Annotated in this window: 13 protein-coding genes; all 13 read left to right on the forward strand. The window is 71.0% G+C overall.

Features of this window, described 5'->3' with window-relative positions:
• On the forward strand, window positions 1-1,206 hold a 1,206-nt coding region (locus ACZ60J_RS38125; protein WP_469688757.1), incomplete at its 5' end, for a DUF2637 domain-containing protein.
• A gap of 504 nt (window positions 1,207-1,710) precedes the next feature.
• Window positions 1,711-2,616, forward strand: coding sequence for a hypothetical protein (locus tag ACZ60J_RS38130; RefSeq protein ID WP_469688758.1), 906 nt, complete (start codon window positions 1,711-1,713; stop codon window positions 2,614-2,616).
• Between the two features lie 43 nt (window positions 2,617-2,659).
• Entirely contained in the window at window positions 2,660-2,926 is a 267-nt protein-coding gene (locus ACZ60J_RS38135; protein WP_469688759.1) for a hypothetical protein, read from the forward strand.
• Window positions 2,923-3,984: a conjugal transfer protein gene (locus ACZ60J_RS38140; RefSeq protein ID WP_469688760.1), complete on the forward strand. Its 1,062-nt coding sequence runs from the start codon at window positions 2,923-2,925 to the stop codon at window positions 3,982-3,984. Before ACZ60J_RS38135 ends, ACZ60J_RS38140 begins: the two co-directional genes overlap by 4 nt.
• 14 nt (window positions 3,985-3,998) lie before the next feature.
• Entirely contained in the window at window positions 3,999-4,277 is a 279-nt protein-coding gene (locus ACZ60J_RS38145) for a hypothetical protein (RefSeq protein ID WP_469688761.1), read from the forward strand.
• Window positions 4,274-4,864: a hypothetical protein gene (locus tag ACZ60J_RS38150; protein ID WP_469688762.1), complete on the forward strand. Its 591-nt coding sequence runs from the start codon at window positions 4,274-4,276 to the stop codon at window positions 4,862-4,864. The genes ACZ60J_RS38145 and ACZ60J_RS38150 overlap by 4 nt, the downstream gene beginning before the upstream one ends.
• A 32-nt stretch (window positions 4,865-4,896) precedes the next feature.
• Complete coding sequence (locus ACZ60J_RS38155) at window positions 4,897-7,413, forward strand: ATP-binding protein (RefSeq protein ID WP_469688763.1); 2,517 nt, start codon at window positions 4,897-4,899, stop codon at window positions 7,411-7,413.
• Window positions 7,410-9,701 carry a hypothetical protein gene (locus ACZ60J_RS38160; RefSeq protein WP_469688764.1) on the forward strand — a complete coding sequence of 764 codons (2,292 nt, stop codon included), beginning with the start codon at window positions 7,410-7,412 and terminating at the stop codon, window positions 9,699-9,701. Before ACZ60J_RS38155 ends, ACZ60J_RS38160 begins: the two co-directional genes overlap by 4 nt.
• Window positions 9,698-10,864 (forward strand): C40 family peptidase, encoded by a 1,167-nt coding sequence (locus tag ACZ60J_RS38165; RefSeq protein ID WP_469688765.1) that lies wholly within the window; start codon window positions 9,698-9,700, stop codon window positions 10,862-10,864. Before ACZ60J_RS38160 ends, ACZ60J_RS38165 begins: the two co-directional genes overlap by 4 nt.
• A gap of 217 nt (window positions 10,865-11,081) precedes the next feature.
• Entirely contained in the window at window positions 11,082-11,552 is a 471-nt protein-coding gene (locus ACZ60J_RS38170; protein ID WP_469688766.1) for a hypothetical protein, read from the forward strand.
• Window positions 11,549-13,693, forward strand: a complete 2,145-nt coding sequence (locus ACZ60J_RS38175) for a type IV secretory system conjugative DNA transfer family protein (protein ID WP_469688767.1) — start codon at window positions 11,549-11,551, stop codon at window positions 13,691-13,693. Before ACZ60J_RS38170 ends, ACZ60J_RS38175 begins: the two co-directional genes overlap by 4 nt.
• A gap of 47 nt (window positions 13,694-13,740) precedes the next feature.
• A complete protein-coding gene (locus ACZ60J_RS38180) occupies window positions 13,741-14,103 on the forward strand; it encodes a hypothetical protein (RefSeq protein ID WP_469688768.1) in 363 nt (120 codons plus the stop codon).
• A gap of 899 nt (window positions 14,104-15,002) precedes the next feature.
• Window positions 15,003-16,295: a hypothetical protein gene (locus ACZ60J_RS38185; protein ID WP_469688769.1), complete on the forward strand. Its 1,293-nt coding sequence runs from the start codon at window positions 15,003-15,005 to the stop codon at window positions 16,293-16,295.
• The last annotated feature ends 179 nt before the right edge of the window (window positions 16,296-16,474 follow it).

Consider the following 16,474-nt stretch of genomic DNA (forward strand, 5'->3'; position numbering starts at 1 on the left):
TTCAAGCTGTGGCGCCGGATGAAGCTGTGGGAGCTGCGCTCCTACGAGCAGGCCGTCGGCATGGAGCAGGACCGGCTGATCTACCAGGCCCGCCTCCAGGCCCGGTACGGCCGGGCCTGGCGCCGCAAGGCCCCGGTCGAGGCACTGATGCCGCTGCGCCTGGCCCGCATCGGCGTCCCTCTCTCGCAGACCGCCCCCGAAGGCCTGGCTGCGGCGGGCATCGACCCCCTCCTCCACGGTGCGGTGGCCGGCACGACTTCACCGGCCCTCGTGAAGAGGCCGTCACCTCCCGCGCTTTTGGCGGGCGCGGCCGGGCCCGAAGGCGAGCCGCCGCTCCCGCACCCCCAAGTGCAGCCCGAGCAGGCTCCGCTCGACGAGGCAGTCCCGGAACCAGATCTGCTCCCCACGGCGCCGGGTGCCCTGGCAGCTCTCATGGCCGACAGCGGCACGGTGTCCGCATCGGCTGTCTCGTCGCTGGGGGCCGACGAAGGCGGCCACGACTCCTATCCAGTGGGGAACCAGGACCTCTCGGGAGACTCCTTCGAGGCGCATCGCGCGCTCGCGGCCGCCCGCGGCGCGTTCCCGGCAGAGCAGCAGCAGCTCGAGCAGCCCCCAGTGCAGGAAGCTCTGCTTGGGTCCGAGCTGGCCGATCCGAACGGGGCTGTGGCCGACGACGAGTCCCGTTCGCCGAGAGCCGGTGAGCGTCGGACCGTTGCAGAGCCCCACCCGTTCTTCGGGCCGGCCACGTCACAGACCACCGTGGCATCCGTGGCATCCGTGGTGGAGGCTCCCTCGCACCGACACCGGCCCCCGGCTTCCGCTACCTCGGCGGTCCAGACTGCGGGCGGGGCGGTGCCGGAGCAGACCACGCGTCACGGCCTGAAGGCGGGGAACGACGAGGCTCCCGCGGGCGAGGCGGCTGGATGGGAGTCGGTGGTCGACGACGGTGGTGCGGCGGCCGTGCGTCTGCCCGAGCAGGTGGCCGACGAGCCGGAGCCGGACGCAATTCAGCTACAGATTGTGACGGTCGCCGGCTGGTTGGCGGAGGCTGAGGAAACCGGGAAGAAGCTCGCTGGTGCGGAAGTTGCTCGTCGTCTCGGGCTGTCGCCGAAGAGCGGTCAGCGTCGTGTGAAGGCCGCGGCCGAGTACCTCGAGGAGCAGCGCCGCCAGCAGGGACGCGCGCGCCTCCGGTCGGTCGGCGGCTGACGCCGGGTCTTCCCGCGCCTGACCGACGGCCAGGCCTCACTTGTCGGTGACCGGTCATCGCATCGGTCACCGGTTACCGCCTTGGTCGCCCTCCGATCCGTGACCCGATCGCTGGGTGGCTGGTGCCCGGTGCGATGACCGGTCACCGACTGGGGTGTGGCCTGTCCCGGTGACCGGTGGCCGGTGGCCGGTGGCCGGTGGCCGGTGGCCGATCCGGGACTCATCGGTCACCGGTCATGGCCGATGACCGCACATCGGTCACCGGCGGGATCGGTCAGAGGGGCCCATCCTCGAGGCCAGGCTTACCCAACCCCCGGGAGGGCCTACCCAAGCGGGCCCCGCGAGGCTTACCCAACCCCCCGGGAGGCTTACCCAATCGACCGCTGGGGGCTTACCCATTGAATGGGTAAGCCCCCAGCCTGCACTTTTGGCCGTTTGGGTAAGCCTTTGGGTAGGCCTCGGTGAGGAGAGTTCACGGCACGACATCCGAGAGGAGAACGTGCCGTGCTCGACGTACTGCACCCCGCCCGCACCGCCGGCGGAATCTTTGACCGCCTGGACACCGAGTGGGAAGCGCTGTGCGCCGACGCCGCCGTCCAGGCGGCGGTGACCGACTGGCTGGTGACCGATCAGCTGGCCGACGGCATCGCGGCCGTGACCGACGCGGTGACCGATTCCTGGGTGCGGGCCCTCGGCCCCGCCCAGCTGCTCGCCGCGCTCCGCCCTCGTGATGGGCGGCTGTCCGACGAGTTGACCGATGCGGTCCTGCGGGCACTGCTGCGCCGTGCGGCCGGCCGTGACCGATCGGCCACCCTGGCCGCGCGCATCATCGTGCAGGCGATGCTCCCCGCCGTTGTCCGGATGACGCGCGGCAAGGTCCGCCCCTTCGGTGGCCGGTCCTTCGAGAACGTCGGCCACGCCGCGGTGGCCGCGCTCTTCGAAGTCGCGTCCTCCGGACGCATCCACAGCCGGCCCGGCAGGCCCGCCGCGAATCTCGCCCTGGACACGCTGCGTCACCTGTGCACCGAACTCGCCGCCGACCGTGAAGAGCTCGGCGAGGACCTCGCTGTTGCCGAGGACCTGCTCGACCGCGTGTCCGGCCCGGCCGAGATCGCCGAGGCCTGGGCTGTGGGCGCCGCAGCGGCCGCAGTCGGCCTCCTGCCTGTCGGAACCGTCAGCGAGGGCGAGGTCAGCCACGCCCGCCTGGAACTGCTCGGCCTCGTCCTGGACGCGATGGAGGCCGAGACTCTCTCGCCCGCCGACGGACGCGCCATCGCCTGGCACTACACCGCCGAGCCGGTCCCGGACACGACAGCTGCAATCCACGCAGGAACATCCCCTGCCGCGTGGTGCCGCCGACGCTCGCGCGCCGTGAACGCCCTCAAGTCCTCTCTGCAGACCGCGGCCTGAGGCCGCACGCAGACCCCGCATCCGAACACCCAGGAGGAACCGCATGCCTGCCACTACGCCGAAGATCTTGCTGGACGCCGACGAGGAGAAGGTCACCCGCGCGCAGCGGCTGCTGATCGGTCTTGGCGCCGCTCTGGTCTCCCGACCGTTCGATACCACCACCCACGACAAGCTCCGCGTCTTCCTCACCGACGAGGTCACGTCCGTCCTCGCCTCGCTCCATGCCCTGCAGCAGCGGCCCGAGGCGGAGCTGCGTGCGCGGATCGAGGAGCTCGCCCGCCGGCCCCGCCACGCCGGGGGTGCGGCATGAAGCTGCTGACCCGCCGAGAGCCGGACCAGGAAAACGCCGACCTCGAGGAGACGGAGATCGAGTACGCGGGCGGCTGGTCGACCGGTGCCCAGGCCAACGCCTCCACGTTGATCCGCTGGACGGCCTGGATCCTGCTCTTCTGCGGTCCCCTTCTCGGCGCGGCCGCCTACGTATCGGCCACGACCCGCGCCCCCCTCGCCCAGCCGAAGTCGACTGCCAGCGCTGGAAGCGCCACAGCGGGGTCTCAGGGGGCGGCCGGGTTCGCCACGCTCTACCTCGACGCGTTCCTGCGCGCCGGGGACGGCGACCAGGGCAAGCTCGCCGCGTACTACCCGGCGGCCGCCCAACTCCGCCTCGAAGGTCAGTCCGGCCGGCGCCACGGTGAGCAGCTGACCGTCGTACGGCTGCGCCAGAGCGAGCGTGACGTGTGGTCGGTGACCGTGGCCGCCCGGATCAGCGAAGCCGACCCGGCGCCGGCTCCGTCGCCGGACACGGCCCGCCCTGATGTGAAGGCGGAGGCGCGCGCGGCGTCGGCTGCGGCCGTCCACTACTTCCAGATCGCGGTGGCCACCGCGCCTGCCGAGGCGGGAGCGACGGGGTACATCGCGCTGGGCCTGCCGGCGGAAGTCGGGGCGCCCGCGCGCATTGAGGCTCCGCGACTGGTGTACGGGCCGTCGAACCCTGCGCTGCCGAAGGATCCGCGCACGCTCGCGGTCACCGAGTTCCTGCGCGCCTACCTCACCCAGGCCGGGCCACTGGACCGCTACCTCTCCCCCGGCACCCGCCTTACCCCGATCACCCCCACCCCGTACACGGCCCTGGCCGTCGACCAGATCGCTGTCGAGGGCGAGGCGGGCGAAGCCGCGGTCACCGCGGTGCCGAGGGACGGAACCCGGCTTCGGGTCCTGGTCCTACTGCGAGGCACCGGCCACGACGGCATCCGGGTCCCGCTCTCCTACGCACTGACTCTCACCGCGCGAGCGGGGCGCTGGGAGATCTCCTCCCTCGACGCCGCCCCCGCCCGTTCCGCTCCGCCCTCCGCCTCTCCCTCCTCCTGAAAGAGGTCTTCGCCATGAACGACACCGTCACCCTCGCCGCCGGATGGATCAGCACCGGCTGGGGCATGGGCCTCGACATCAAGAAGCTGATCTTCCTCGTCCTCATCCCCTGCCTGTGCGGCCTGTTCGTGTTCATCGTGGGGTGGAAGACCAAGGCGCCCGGGCCGACGATCGTGGCCTGCATCCTGGGCGCCGTCGTGTGGGGCCTGTCCGCGAACATGGGCACCCTGCAGAGCAAGGTCACCGACGACATCACCACATACGACGGCACCACGATCTCGGGTGACCAGTGAGCGGGGCCGGCGCTACCCCCGACCCCGAGCTGATCGGCCGCTGCTACACCAAGGCCCGCCGCTCCCCGCTGGTGTACGGCGTCATCCGGGACGTGCGCGGCGGGAACGGCCTGCGCCTGCCGGGTGGCCCGTACACGATGACCCAGCTCACCTCGATCATTGCCACCGTCGGCCTGCTGGTCCTGACCCGTCCCATCTGGGGCGGGCACGGCTACGGCGACGTCGTCGTGCTGATCGCCGGGCCCTTCTCGGCCGCGTTTGGGCTCCGTCGCATGCAGGTCGACGGCCGCAACCCCGCCGCGGCCGCGGCCAGCGTGCTCGTCATGCTGGCCGCGCCCCGCCGGGGGCGGCTGCGCGGCCAGGTCTACCGGCCGGCGCCCGCCCGCCGTACGGGGTGCACCGTCACCGTCTTCGATGGCGGTGCGGGGGACGAACCCGGCACGTACGTACCGGTGGTCGCCCCTGACCCGGTCGATGCGACCGCCGCCGCCCCCTTTGAGCCCGCGCGCGGGCCGGTGGTGGCCTCGGGCGTCCAGGCACTTCTCGCCCGCCGCGCGGCCCGACCCTCTTCCCCTTCGGAGTACTGATGCGTCTGCCCATCCGCCACGTGGAACAGAATTTGATCTTCACTACCCACGGCACCGTGTGGGCGGTGTGGCGGGTGGCCGCCGCGAACTACTCCCACGCCGCGTCTGCCGCGAAAAGGCGCCGCCTCCAGTCCCTGGAGGCACTGTTCAAGAGCCTGACCGGCGAGCCCATGCTGATGTCGCTGTGCCCGCAGGTCGATCCGGCCGCCGTGGTCCGCGCGATGGTCGCCGACGTCGACCTGCCGGCCTCTCCCCGCTACGAGGCCTTGGGCCACACCGTCCTGGACCAGCTGGAGTCCATGGAGCTGACCGGGCGCACCGACTGGCTCGCCATCCCGCTGCCCGCTCTGTCCCGTACGGGTGGGATCCGGGACGCGTTCTCGGCGGCCGGCGCGGAACTTGCTCTGCATCTGGGCCTGCTTCCCGCCCCGATCTCCGCGGCGGAGGTCCAGTCGCGGGTCGATCAGGCTGCGCGTATGCAGGCCCAGTGGCCGAGCGGGGTTTCGATGCGGCCGGCGAGCGAGGCAGAAATCCTGTGGATCTACGGGCACTCCGCCCGTAGGGGGTTGGCCGAGCCGTTCCTGCCCGACGGCACCGAGCCGGCTGTCCGTGGCCGGGGCCGTACTGTCGCGGCGCTCGGCGACGTCCTGCTCGCCGAGGGCGGCGCCGACCTGGACGGCGGACCGACGCGGATTCTGCCGGCGAATCCGTTCAAGCGGCGGTTCCTGCAGGTCTCCAGTGAGTGGGGCGACTCCTACCAGACGCTGATGGCGCTCTCCCAGATGCCCGAAGCGTTCGCTCTGCCCGGGGCGGCGTACCTGCAGCAGCTCGACGACCTGGCCTACCCGGTCGACTGGACGGCCCGCCTGGTCATCACCCCTGGTGCGAAGGCCGAGGCCAAGACGCGGCGCCGGGCCCGGCATCTGAGGGCGCAGGCGGCCGAGTACGAGGGTGACCCGGCCGGGCCGCCAGCGGCGATCGAGCGGAACGTTGAGGACAACGACGAGTTCCGTGACCGGCTGACCTCCAACGCCCGCGAGGTGGAGATCAGCGCCATGGTCACCCTCGCCGTCTGGGGCGACACCCCCGATGAAGCACAGGCGCGCGCCGCAGCCCTCGCCTCCGATTTCGGTGCGGGGGAGTACACCTTCCGCAGTCCGGTGGGAAAGCAGACCGAGTTGTGGCACGCGATGCTGCCCGGCTGCCGTACCCCGCGGGTGATGCTCGGCTACGCGCAGACCCTCCTCGCGCGGGACTTCTCCATGGCGATGCCCTGGTGCGGGAGTGCGCTCGGCGACGAGTCCGGCGGCCTCCTCGGCCTGCAGATCGCCTCCGGCGGCGCCCGGCCTGTCCTCTTCGACGCGCCCCGTGGTCCCCGGGAGAACGCGTCGGGCTCTCTGGCCGCCGTTGGTGAACTCGGAGCCGGAAAGTCCATCGTCCTCAAGTCCGCGGCCTACGAGGTCCTGGCACGAGGGCGCCGTACCGGGCGCCCCGGGTCCCGGGGCCGGGCTGTGATCGTGGACCGGACGAAGGACGAGGAGTGGGTCCGCTTCGCCAGGGCATGCCCGGGCACCACCCAGGTCGTCCGTATCGACCACGACGCTGCCGTCTCCCTCGACCCGCTGCGCCTCTTCCACCAGCACAGCCCCAAGACGGCGGCCCGGTTCACCGAGTCGTTTTTGACCCTGCTCCTCGGGGTCCGCCCGATGGAACTCGAAGGCGTGGCCATGTCCGAGGCGGTCGAGGCCGTCCTGGGACGGCCCTCCCCCACGATGCGGGCCCTGGTCACCGAGCTGGAGGCGCGCGGAGGTACGGATCCGGCGGCCCGGACGCTGGCCCGCAAGCTGTCCGCTGTCGCCCGCAAGGACCTCTCGAGGGTGGTGTTCGACGAGACCCTGCCCGTCGTAGACACCGCCGGCGCGGACAGCGTCGTGTTCGCCGTGAACGCCCTCGCCCTGCCCAAGAAGAGCGAGCTGGCCTCCGATCACCGCATCGAGCGCCTCGAGTTCGAGAAGGTCCTGGGCCGGGCCGTGATGTACCTGATCGCGGCGGTCGCCCGCGAGACGGCGATGGCGAGCACGGACGAGTTCGTGGTCACCGTCTTCGACGAGTGCTGGTGGCTGACAAGTTCGGACGAGGGGCTGGAGCTGCTCCTGGAGCTCCTGCGCGACGGCCGCAAGCGCAACGCGGCCGCCTACCTGGGCAGCCACGACGCGGATGACTTCGGGCCGGCCGACTCGGAGAAGGGCGTGATCATCCGCGGTCTGATTCCGCTGAGGTTCGTCTTCCGCCAGACCACCCGGTCCCTCGCCGCCCGAGCCCTTGAGTTCCTGGGCGTCGAGGCCGATGACGCCGACCTCCTCGAACTGGTCACCACCCGGCTTTCCCCGCTGCATCTGCGTGACGAGGAGAAGATCGCCCGGGCCGGCGAGTGCCTGCACCGCGATCTGCCCGGCCGGATCGGCCTGATGAAGGTGATCATCCCGATGGACGACAAGGTCGCGCGGGTCATCCACACCACCCCCGCCTCCCTCGGGGTCGCGGCGTGAGCCCCGCAACGTGGCGGGCCCGGCTGCGCCTGGCCCTGCTGGTCGCCGCGCTCGTCGCCACCGCCTTCACGCTGTTGACCTCGCTGCCCGCCCACGCCGCGCCCAGCCCTGCCCCCGATCCCACGGCAACGGCCACGGAGCCGCCACCTCCGCCGCTTGGCCCGCTCCCGCCGGGGGGCGGCCTTCAGCAGACCCCGACCCCCGAGGAGCTCCAGCAGATCCAGGACCTCATCGCCGAGTTCACCGAGCGTCTCTCGGAAGCTGCGCAGCAGGCGTACCTGCAGGGGGAGCAGGAGCGGCTCCGGCAGCTGCTGCCCAACGAGGGCGGTGTACTCAGCGTCTTTAACGTGACCGACCGCAACGGCATGCCGATCTCCGCTTACACGGTGCGTTCCGACACTGGGGGGCTGACCGACTGGGACCTGGGGATCTACAACCTCATCGCCGAGCTCGGCTTCATGGCCACGAAGTGGGTGCTCGCGTTCTGCTGCTGGCTGGTGCTGAAGGCGCTGTCGTTCTGGCTGGCCAAGCTGCTGATCGCCCCGGCGCTGTCCGTCTCCGAGTCGCTGCACACGCGCGTCATTTTGGAGATGGGCCTGCCCAGTCTGGCCATGGCGGTGTGCGCGCTCGTCTGCGTGGCGCGGATCTTCTTCGGGGACCGGGCCAGGGGCTGGGGGGATGCCGCCCTGTCCCTGGTGATCGCCGCGCTCACCACAACGCTGCTGGCCTCCCCGCCGCAGCTGCTGCTCGGCACCGAGGATGGCGCGGTGTCGGCGGCCCGCGGGCTGTCTCTGGAAGTCGCGCGCGTCATCCTCGACGCCAGCCCCACCGCATCCGGCCAGCTGTGGAAGGACGGGGACCAGGCGAGCAGCGAGGCGCTGACGCGGCCGCTCACCGACTCCCTCACCGACGCGTTCGTCGTCAAGCCGGCGATGTTGTTGCAGTACGGCCGGGTCTTCGAAGGGGAGTGCGCTGCCAAGTACAGCCAGACCAAGCTGTCCCAACTGGCCTTCGACCGGGCGATGACTGAGCAGACCTCCAAGTTGAAGAAGTACAACCAGTGGCGCTGGTACATAGACCCTCAGGGCGCCGCCATCACCGACTGGACCACGCCCATCGTCCAGCGGTGGGCCGTCGACCACTTCGGCAACCCGCCGATGGAGGCCTTCGAGAAGGAGTGCGTCAAGGGCGACATCGGCTCGGCGAAGAGGGCCTCCCTCGACAAGGCCATCAGCGCTCTCTTCCTCCTGATCGCCGCCCTCATCGTCACCGTGTTGATCTCCGGCCTCACCGGCAGCTTCCTGATCGCCCAGTGCCGGCTCGCCTGGGACGCGATCCGGGCGGAGCCCGCCCTCGTGCTGGGCACCGTCCCCGGCGCCGGCCGCGCGTACCTGTGGGACTGGGCCGCCTCCGTCATGCGCTCACTGGGCCAGATGATCGCCAGCATCATCGCCCTGGCCACCTTCATCGTCATCATCCAGGCCGTCCTGGACCCCACCGAGGCGGAATGGGGGCGCGAGCTGACCCTGCGGTTCCTGATCGTGGACCTCGTCTGCATCGGCGCGGTCATGAAGCGCCGCAAGATCCTGACCCGCTCCAAGCAGATCTCGCAGAACCTCCGCACCAAGCTCGCCACGAGCCGGATCGGTGGAACCCACGGCTCCGTCTTCACCGCGCCCTCCTCGACTCCCGCCACCACCCAGCCGCGCGTCGCGCGGACCACGGCGCGCGCGCTCGTGCGCACCGCCCTCGTCGGTGTCTCCCTCGCCAGCGGCAACCCGCTGGCCGCCATGGCCTACGCAATGCCGCAGTCCGTCGGCGCCTCCGTCCTGGCCACCCGACTCGGCTCCGGACGCGGCGGCCGCGGGGGGTCTGCCCGTCCGGCTGCCAGGCCCGCAGGCCGCCCCCGACCCGCCGCAGGGCCGGGCAACGGCGCCCCGCCGCGCTCAACCCGCGCCACTCCTCGCGTCCCTACCGCCGCCCCGCGGCCCGTGCCGGCCCCGGCACCCGCCCCAGCGTCGGCCGCGGCTCCGGCGGGCGCACCCTCGTCCGTGCCGCCGCCGCGCCCGAGCCACCGGCCCGGCTCCCACGCACGTCGCCGTCCCGGCCCGGGCCCCGCCCCGACATCGGCACCGACGCCAGCACCGACCGCAGCCACCCGGTCCGCAGCCGCACCGCGCCATCCGGTCCCCACCCAGACTCCTGCCTCGCCCCGACAGCGCCAGCTCCGCCAGCGCCTGGACCGCAACGTGCGCCGCACCCCGCCACCGGGCCGGCGGCAGCCGTGACGAAGAAGAGCAAAGCGTGGATCGCCAGCGGGAGCGCCCTCGTCTCCTTCGTGCTGCTCCTCCTGGCGGCGATCGCCGCTCACGTCGCGGGCATCGCCGACGCCGAAGCCCAGGACGCGGCCCGCACCCAGTCCCGCTGCTCCACGGGCGCCGGCCTGGACGCGGAAACGGCACGCATCGCGCAGCAGGTCCGTGCCGCGCTCGCGGGGGGCAGTGCGGGAAACGTCGAGGTGGCGGGGCTGTCGTCGCCGGGTGAGCAGATTCCCCTGGCCCGGGTCATCGTGGCCACTGCAATCCAGATGCGGGTCTCGGCCCGCGGGCAGATCATTGCGCTGGCCACCGCTCTGCAGGAATCCAACCTGCGCAATCTCGACTACGGGGACCGTGATTCCCTCGGCCTCTTCCAGCAGCGTCCGTCGCAGGGCTGGGGGACCCGCGAGCAGATCCTTGACCCGGTCTATGCCTCCACGAAGTTCTACAAGGCTCTGACCGCGTTGAAGGACTGGGAGTTCATGCCGCTGACGGTCGCCGCGCAGAAGGTCCAGAAGTCTGGCTACCCCGACGCGTACGCCAAACACGAGCCGTTGGCGACCGCCCTGCAGATGGCCATCGGCCCCACGCTCGGCGCCACTCCCCCGCCCGGACTGCCCATCACCGCGGGCCCCGGCTGGGCGGGTTCCGGGGCTGGATGCCCGGGTGCCGGTGCCGGAGATACCGACTGGGGCACCATCCCGGCCGGCTCCCTGCCCGCCGGCTACCAGATCCCCGCCACCGCGCCGGTGCCGGTCCAGAGCGCGATCCGCTGGGCACTGGGCCAGCTCGGCACCCCCTACCAGTGGGGCGGCCACTGCACCAACCCCCACGGCAGCGACGTGATGGGCCGCTGCGACTGTTCCTCCCTCATGCAACGCGCGTACGGGACCGCCGGCATCGAGATCTCCCGCACCACCTACACCCAGGTCACCGAAGGCAGTCCCGTTCCGGCGAACGCAGTCCTTCCCGGCGACCTCGTCTTCAGCCGCGGGAGCGCGGCCGTCCCGGAACACGTGGCGATGTCGATCGGGGGCGGGCTGGTGGTCCACGCCCCCAGGCCAGGCCGCGTCGTCGAGGTGGTCAGGCTCGACACGATCACCATCCTGGCCGTCCGCCGGGTAGCGATGTGAACACCGCAGCGCGCGCGACGCTCATCGAACTCCGCCTTCGACGGGAATGACCCTATTCGCACACCCTCTTGGCAATGAAATGGTAAAGCCTCGAGGGCTGATGTCCGAACGGGGCTTCCAGCCGTACTTGGTCCAAGTGAAGGGACTTTTTCGACGCGACTAAGGAGGCCTCCGTGAGAGGTGGCACCACGACCCGCTTCACTTCTCGGAATTCGGCATGACGGCCACCGTGCCGAGTGCCGAGGTGTTCTTCACCGGCGTGCACGCCATCGCGGTGTCGGCGCCGTTCCTCGCCACGGCCGTGCTGGTGGGTGGTGCGGTGTGGGGCTGGAAGGCGTTCCAGCAGGCACGGCGCGTACGGGAGGCGCTCGCACACCGCACGTGCGTAGAGCTGGTGCCGACCAGCACCTTCGACCCGCAGGCCGGCGAGGTCTCCCGGTGGTCGCACCATCTGGGCCGCGTCGTGGACGCCGCCCAGGCGCCATCGCGCGGCGCGGCCGTGCGGCTGCGGTACTCGGTCGACCCGGACGGCATGATGCGCTGCTTCCTCGAGGGCTCCGCGCAGGCCGGCGCCGTGCTCTCAATGCCCGGGTTCGCCGAGGTCGAGGTCCGCGTCACCCGCCGCAGCCAGGGGACTAAGCCCGTCCGCTTCTCTGCGCCCCTGCAGCGCAAGGGAGGCTCCCAGTGAGCGCCCCCACCACTCTCTCCAAGCCCGCGCCGAGCGGCGGATCCGGCCGCAAGAAGAGTGCGGCGCATGTGGAGCGGGCCGAGCTCGTCCTGGGCCGGTCCGACCACAAGGCACTCGCCTCGCTCGGGCTGTCCCCTGATCCGCTGCAGCAGCTGGCCGCGGCCCTCGCGGCCGTGCGCGCGAAGGACGGGGAGCGGGCCGACGTCGTCCTGGACCTGGTTCCCGTACGGGACCGCCAGCTGGCCCTGCGCCGGCGGCGTCTTCTTGCCGAGTCCCGCCGCCAGGGTCCCTCCGCATACGGCGAGCGCCTGGGCGGCGGTATGGGAGGAGGAGGCGCCTGGGGGACGTTCATGGCGGCCTGGTCCGGCGGCAAGACCACCGGCTCCTCGGGCGGTGCGAGTCGGCAGATGCCCAGGGCCAGTGATCTCCGCGAGGGGATCGGCAAGTTCGACCCCACGGCGGGCGCCGTGTTCGCCGTCCAGATCTTGCTGCGTACCGAAGCCTCGCACCCGCAGACGGCGCTCGCCCGGATGCACCAGCTGCTCGCCGTGTTCGCGACCACGAGCGGCGAGAACTACCTCAAGGCCCGCAAGCCCCGCAGCCGGCGTGCGATCGCCGGCTTCGAGCGCCGCTTCGCTACAGGCGAGTTCCGCCCGTACAAGCGGCAGTGGCTCACCGTCCCGGAACTCGCAGGGTTCCTCAAGCCCCCGACCGCGCGGTGTCATGCCTCCAACGTCGTGCGCTCCGGAGGCCTCGTCCCGCCGGCTCCCGCGACGCTTCCCGTCTACACCGGCCAGCGGGGCCTGGTCCCGCTCGGCGCCGTCATCTTCCCCGACGGGCAGGAGCGGATCGGCGCGGCCCGGGTCGAGGACCTCCTGTTCGGGCTCTCGCTGGGCAAGTCCGGGCACGGCAAGACCGAGGCCGCCCTGGTGCAGTGCATCGCACTCGCCCACGCCGGCTACGGCACCTGGTTCCTCGACCCGCACGGCGAGGGCTGGGCCCGCGCGAAGGCCTACCTGGCCCACCCGAGCATCCAGTCGCGGGTGTGGGAGATCAACCTGGCCAAGGTCAGCGACGACGACCTCGTCGTCTCCTGGAACCCGCTCGCCATGGAGGGCAAGACCATCCGCGACGTCCAGGACGTGGTCCGCTCCGTCGTCGAGGGTATTGCCGCAGCCCAGGGCTGGGGCGACAAGGCGCCGCGCGCCCAGACGATCCTCGCCCGCACCGCCCAGGCCCTCGCCCTCCTCAACCTCCAGGCCGTCAAGGACAAGAAGCCGCAGGCACAGTGCACCCTCTTCCAGATCCGGACCTGGCTGACCGACGACGAGTGGCGTGAGGAGGTCCTGCACCGGCTCCCGGAGAGCGTGCAGGCCTACTGGACGAAGACGTTCACCAAACTGGACCCGGTGTCGGTGCCCACCGTCACCTACGCCATCGACCGCCTCGACACGAGCCAGAGCCTGCAGGCGTTCTTCGGCAGCCCCCGCTCCGCGTACAACATCCGCACCGCCATGGACACCAACCGAATCGTGTTCGTGTGCCCCTCCGGCAGCGAGTCCGACGCCCTGGTCAGCTGCCTGCTCATCCACGACCTCTACCGCAACGGCCTCGCCCGCCAGGACACCCCCCGCGCAGAACGCGCCACGTTCTGGGCCTGGGGCGACGAACTCACCGCCCTCGACTCCTCGAGCAAGGGCTTCCTCGCCTCCATCGCCGAACAGCTCAGAAAATATGAGATCCGCTTCATCGGCATGACGCAGATGGCGCTGCGGCTGTCCGCGATGACCCGCCAGTCCCTGCTGCAGAACCAGAGTCTCCTGGCCACCTGCGCCGCGGACTACGACGAAGCGGCGTTCATCGCCAAGCGGTGGAACGGCCACGTCACGGCGGAGACCATCACCGAACTCCCCAAGTACCACTACCTCATGTCTATCAACCTGAACGGCAAGCCCACCCGCCCGTTCCGCGTCCGTGGACTGCCCGTCGAAGAGATCTTCGCCGAGTACAACAACCCGGACGGCATCCCCGCCCTGGACGAGGCCATCGACACCAACCTCCACCGGCGGCCTGTCAAGGAAATCCTGGCCGAACTCGAAGGCCTGGACGCCGTGATCCGTGACCACCACAGCAACCGCTAGCCAGTCCTGCCCCGCCTACTCGCCCCGACCCGAATGAGGTAACCGCTGTGATACGTCGACTCCTGGGCCGCGTCCTCTCCCCGGCCACCGCCCGCTCCTCCGCGCCCGCCGCCTCAGGAAGCGCCTGCGGCGACGTCAGCGCGCTGCTGGCGTTCAGCCCCCTGGTCAGCGAGCTCCTCGCGGTCCACTCGCACACCCGCCATCTGCCGGCCCTCGCCGAACAGAATTCCTCCCCGGAGGAGTTCCGCCTGGTCGCGCGCTCCATCCTCGGCTCGGTCCTGGAGGCCTGGAGCCGCCAGACCAACGGGCAGGGAACCGTCGACGACCTCCTCCTCGAACCCCGGCCGGTCCGCCCCTTCCCCTGGTGGTCCGTCCAGACCGACGTCCGGGAGCACCACCGTGCGCTCTGATCTCCCGCCGCTGACCGAACCCGGCCCCCGCCACCGTCCTCACGTGCGGGCGACACGCCGTCAGCAGGGCTCAGCCGACACGGCGGAGAGAGTGATCCATGGTTTGTACTGGAGTGGCGGGAGGGGCATAGGGTGGGCCTGCGCTGGCTTCCGTGTTCACCCGGAGACGGACATCAGCCACCTCGTAAACGGCCAAAGCCCCAACGGCATCAGGCTGGCCGGCCTGAACTGCGCCACTGGGGCTGAACCGGTGCGAGAAAGCTTCTCTCAAAAAGGCCTCGCACAGTGCGAGACCGATGCTTTGCGGAATCGAGGTCTCGCTGCGATGCAGCGTACCCGCAACCGTCCTCCGGGACACAACAGCCACCGCCAGGCCGACGCCGTGTCCACTCCGGCCACCTGGTGGATTTCCCCATGCCCTCCGGCATCCGGGACCCGTCTGTTCCCCCGTGAGCGGGGTTGGATGACGTAACCCATCTGAGGGGCAGCCCATCCGCGAGAGCCTCCCCAGGCCTCGCTTAGCTGCCCCGGCCACCGTGCCCGATTTGCCGTCGGGCCAGCTGGCCATCTGCCACCGCCATCCCCAGGGGGCCTAATCCCTGGTCCGGCGAAGTGTCCGACCTAAAGGCCGGACATTCATTCGGTTCACCCAGAACCCGAAACACCCGCAAGCGGGGCTTCGTGCTGCCTGAAACGGAGTCCTGACAACGGAGGTAATGATGCACGACGTCTCGGCATGCCGCCATATCGACCCGGCGGCATGCCCCGACGCGTCCGCGGGATCACGGCCCGCGGACATCCCGTTTGACCTCGTTGGTGACGCTTCCTCGCACGAGGCCGACACCACCGCGTCTCGGCACCTCCGCCGGGCCCGGGACTTCCTTCCCGCGGTCCGCTTCATGGTCTCCGCCGGCTACCACCCCGGCGCGGGTCCCACCACGGTGCGCCTGGCCGAGGCGTTCGCTGCCCGGATGCGGCGCAGCCGGCGCGGTCACTTCCCCTTCAGCATCGAAGCGACCCAGCATGAACTCGGACTGGGGCGCCGTACGGTCCTCAAGCACGCCAAGGTGCTGCGGGAGCTCGGACTGCTCGCGTACGTCGAGCATGGCTCCAGAACCAACTCACTGCGCACCCGGCACGGTGCGGCGTGGACCGCCGCACACGGCTACCGCGGGACCGCCACGCTCTTCGCCGCCGTCGCCCCGCCCGTGTGGGACGCGGCCATGGGCCGACGGATCGACGGAAGCGGGTACGGCGCCCGCATCATCGGGGTCACCTGCCACGGCCGAGCACAGGCCGTCGCCGATGTCCGTCGACGCACCGAGGCGAAGCCGAAGCAAGGCCGACGGTGCACCCCTTCTTCTGTGGTCCCACAGGACCACAGAAACCTGCAGGTAGTGGAGGGTAAGAACTACACCCGCAAGCGCGCGGGTGCCACTAAGTCCCCCAATCCCACCCGTCAGGCAAGCCCACGCCTCTCGCCGGCCCAGTGCGCCCAGGCGATCTCCATTGCCGAGCGGCTCCAGAACGAGGTCTGGTGGCTGCGCCGCGGCTGCACCCGCCGACTAGCCCACGCACTGCGCCCGCTGATCGTCCAGGGCTGGAGCTGGCAGAGACTCGCCGCCGAGCTCCAGACTTGGGGAGTCCCGGGGTATCTCCGCGATGCGGCCGCCTATGTCCGGCACGAACTCGACCGCCAGCAGCGCCTCGGCCGCCTCGGCGACCCCGCGGCTCCCACCGTCCGCGACGAACTCGTCGACGACACCGGGCAGCGGTACACCGACCTCCTCGATGCGCTGGCGGCGTACAGGACACCGGTAATGACTCGGTTCAGGGCTCAGATCGGCCCCAAGCTGCGGCAGCGCCTGGCGGAGATCCGGGAAGCAGCCGCCGGACATCAGCCGGTCCTGGCTCCGTACGACCCGCCGGCCTGGCTCCGGGAGCCTCACGGCGTCTTCCCAGGAGCCGAAGCCCCCCTGGAGCAGTTCGGACAGCAGACCACTCCCCGGGACTTGTACGAGGCGCGGGCCTGGAACCGGCCTGTGCAACAGAGCGGAGCAGCGAGCACCGATGTTGCCCGGTGGCTCGCCCACATGCAGGACCAGCTGGACGCGGAGCGTGCATGCGCGGCCCTCAGGGCAGATCTGCAGTCCTGGCAGGCCCAGCAGGAAGAGCAGCCCTATTGGCGGTAGCGCTGCCCGACGATGATGCGCGCGGGCCGCCGGCACGGTGATGGCCGTCGACTGCGGCCGTTGATGGGGATCCTTGGATTCATCAGGGTGACTGAGCACGGAGAGGATGGCGCGCATGCCTGGACCAGACCTGCCGCCCGCGGCGGAGCCCATGACGGTGGAAGCGCTGCTCAGCCGGT

It is taken from the genome of Streptomyces sp. NPDC104226, assembly GCF_055584085.1.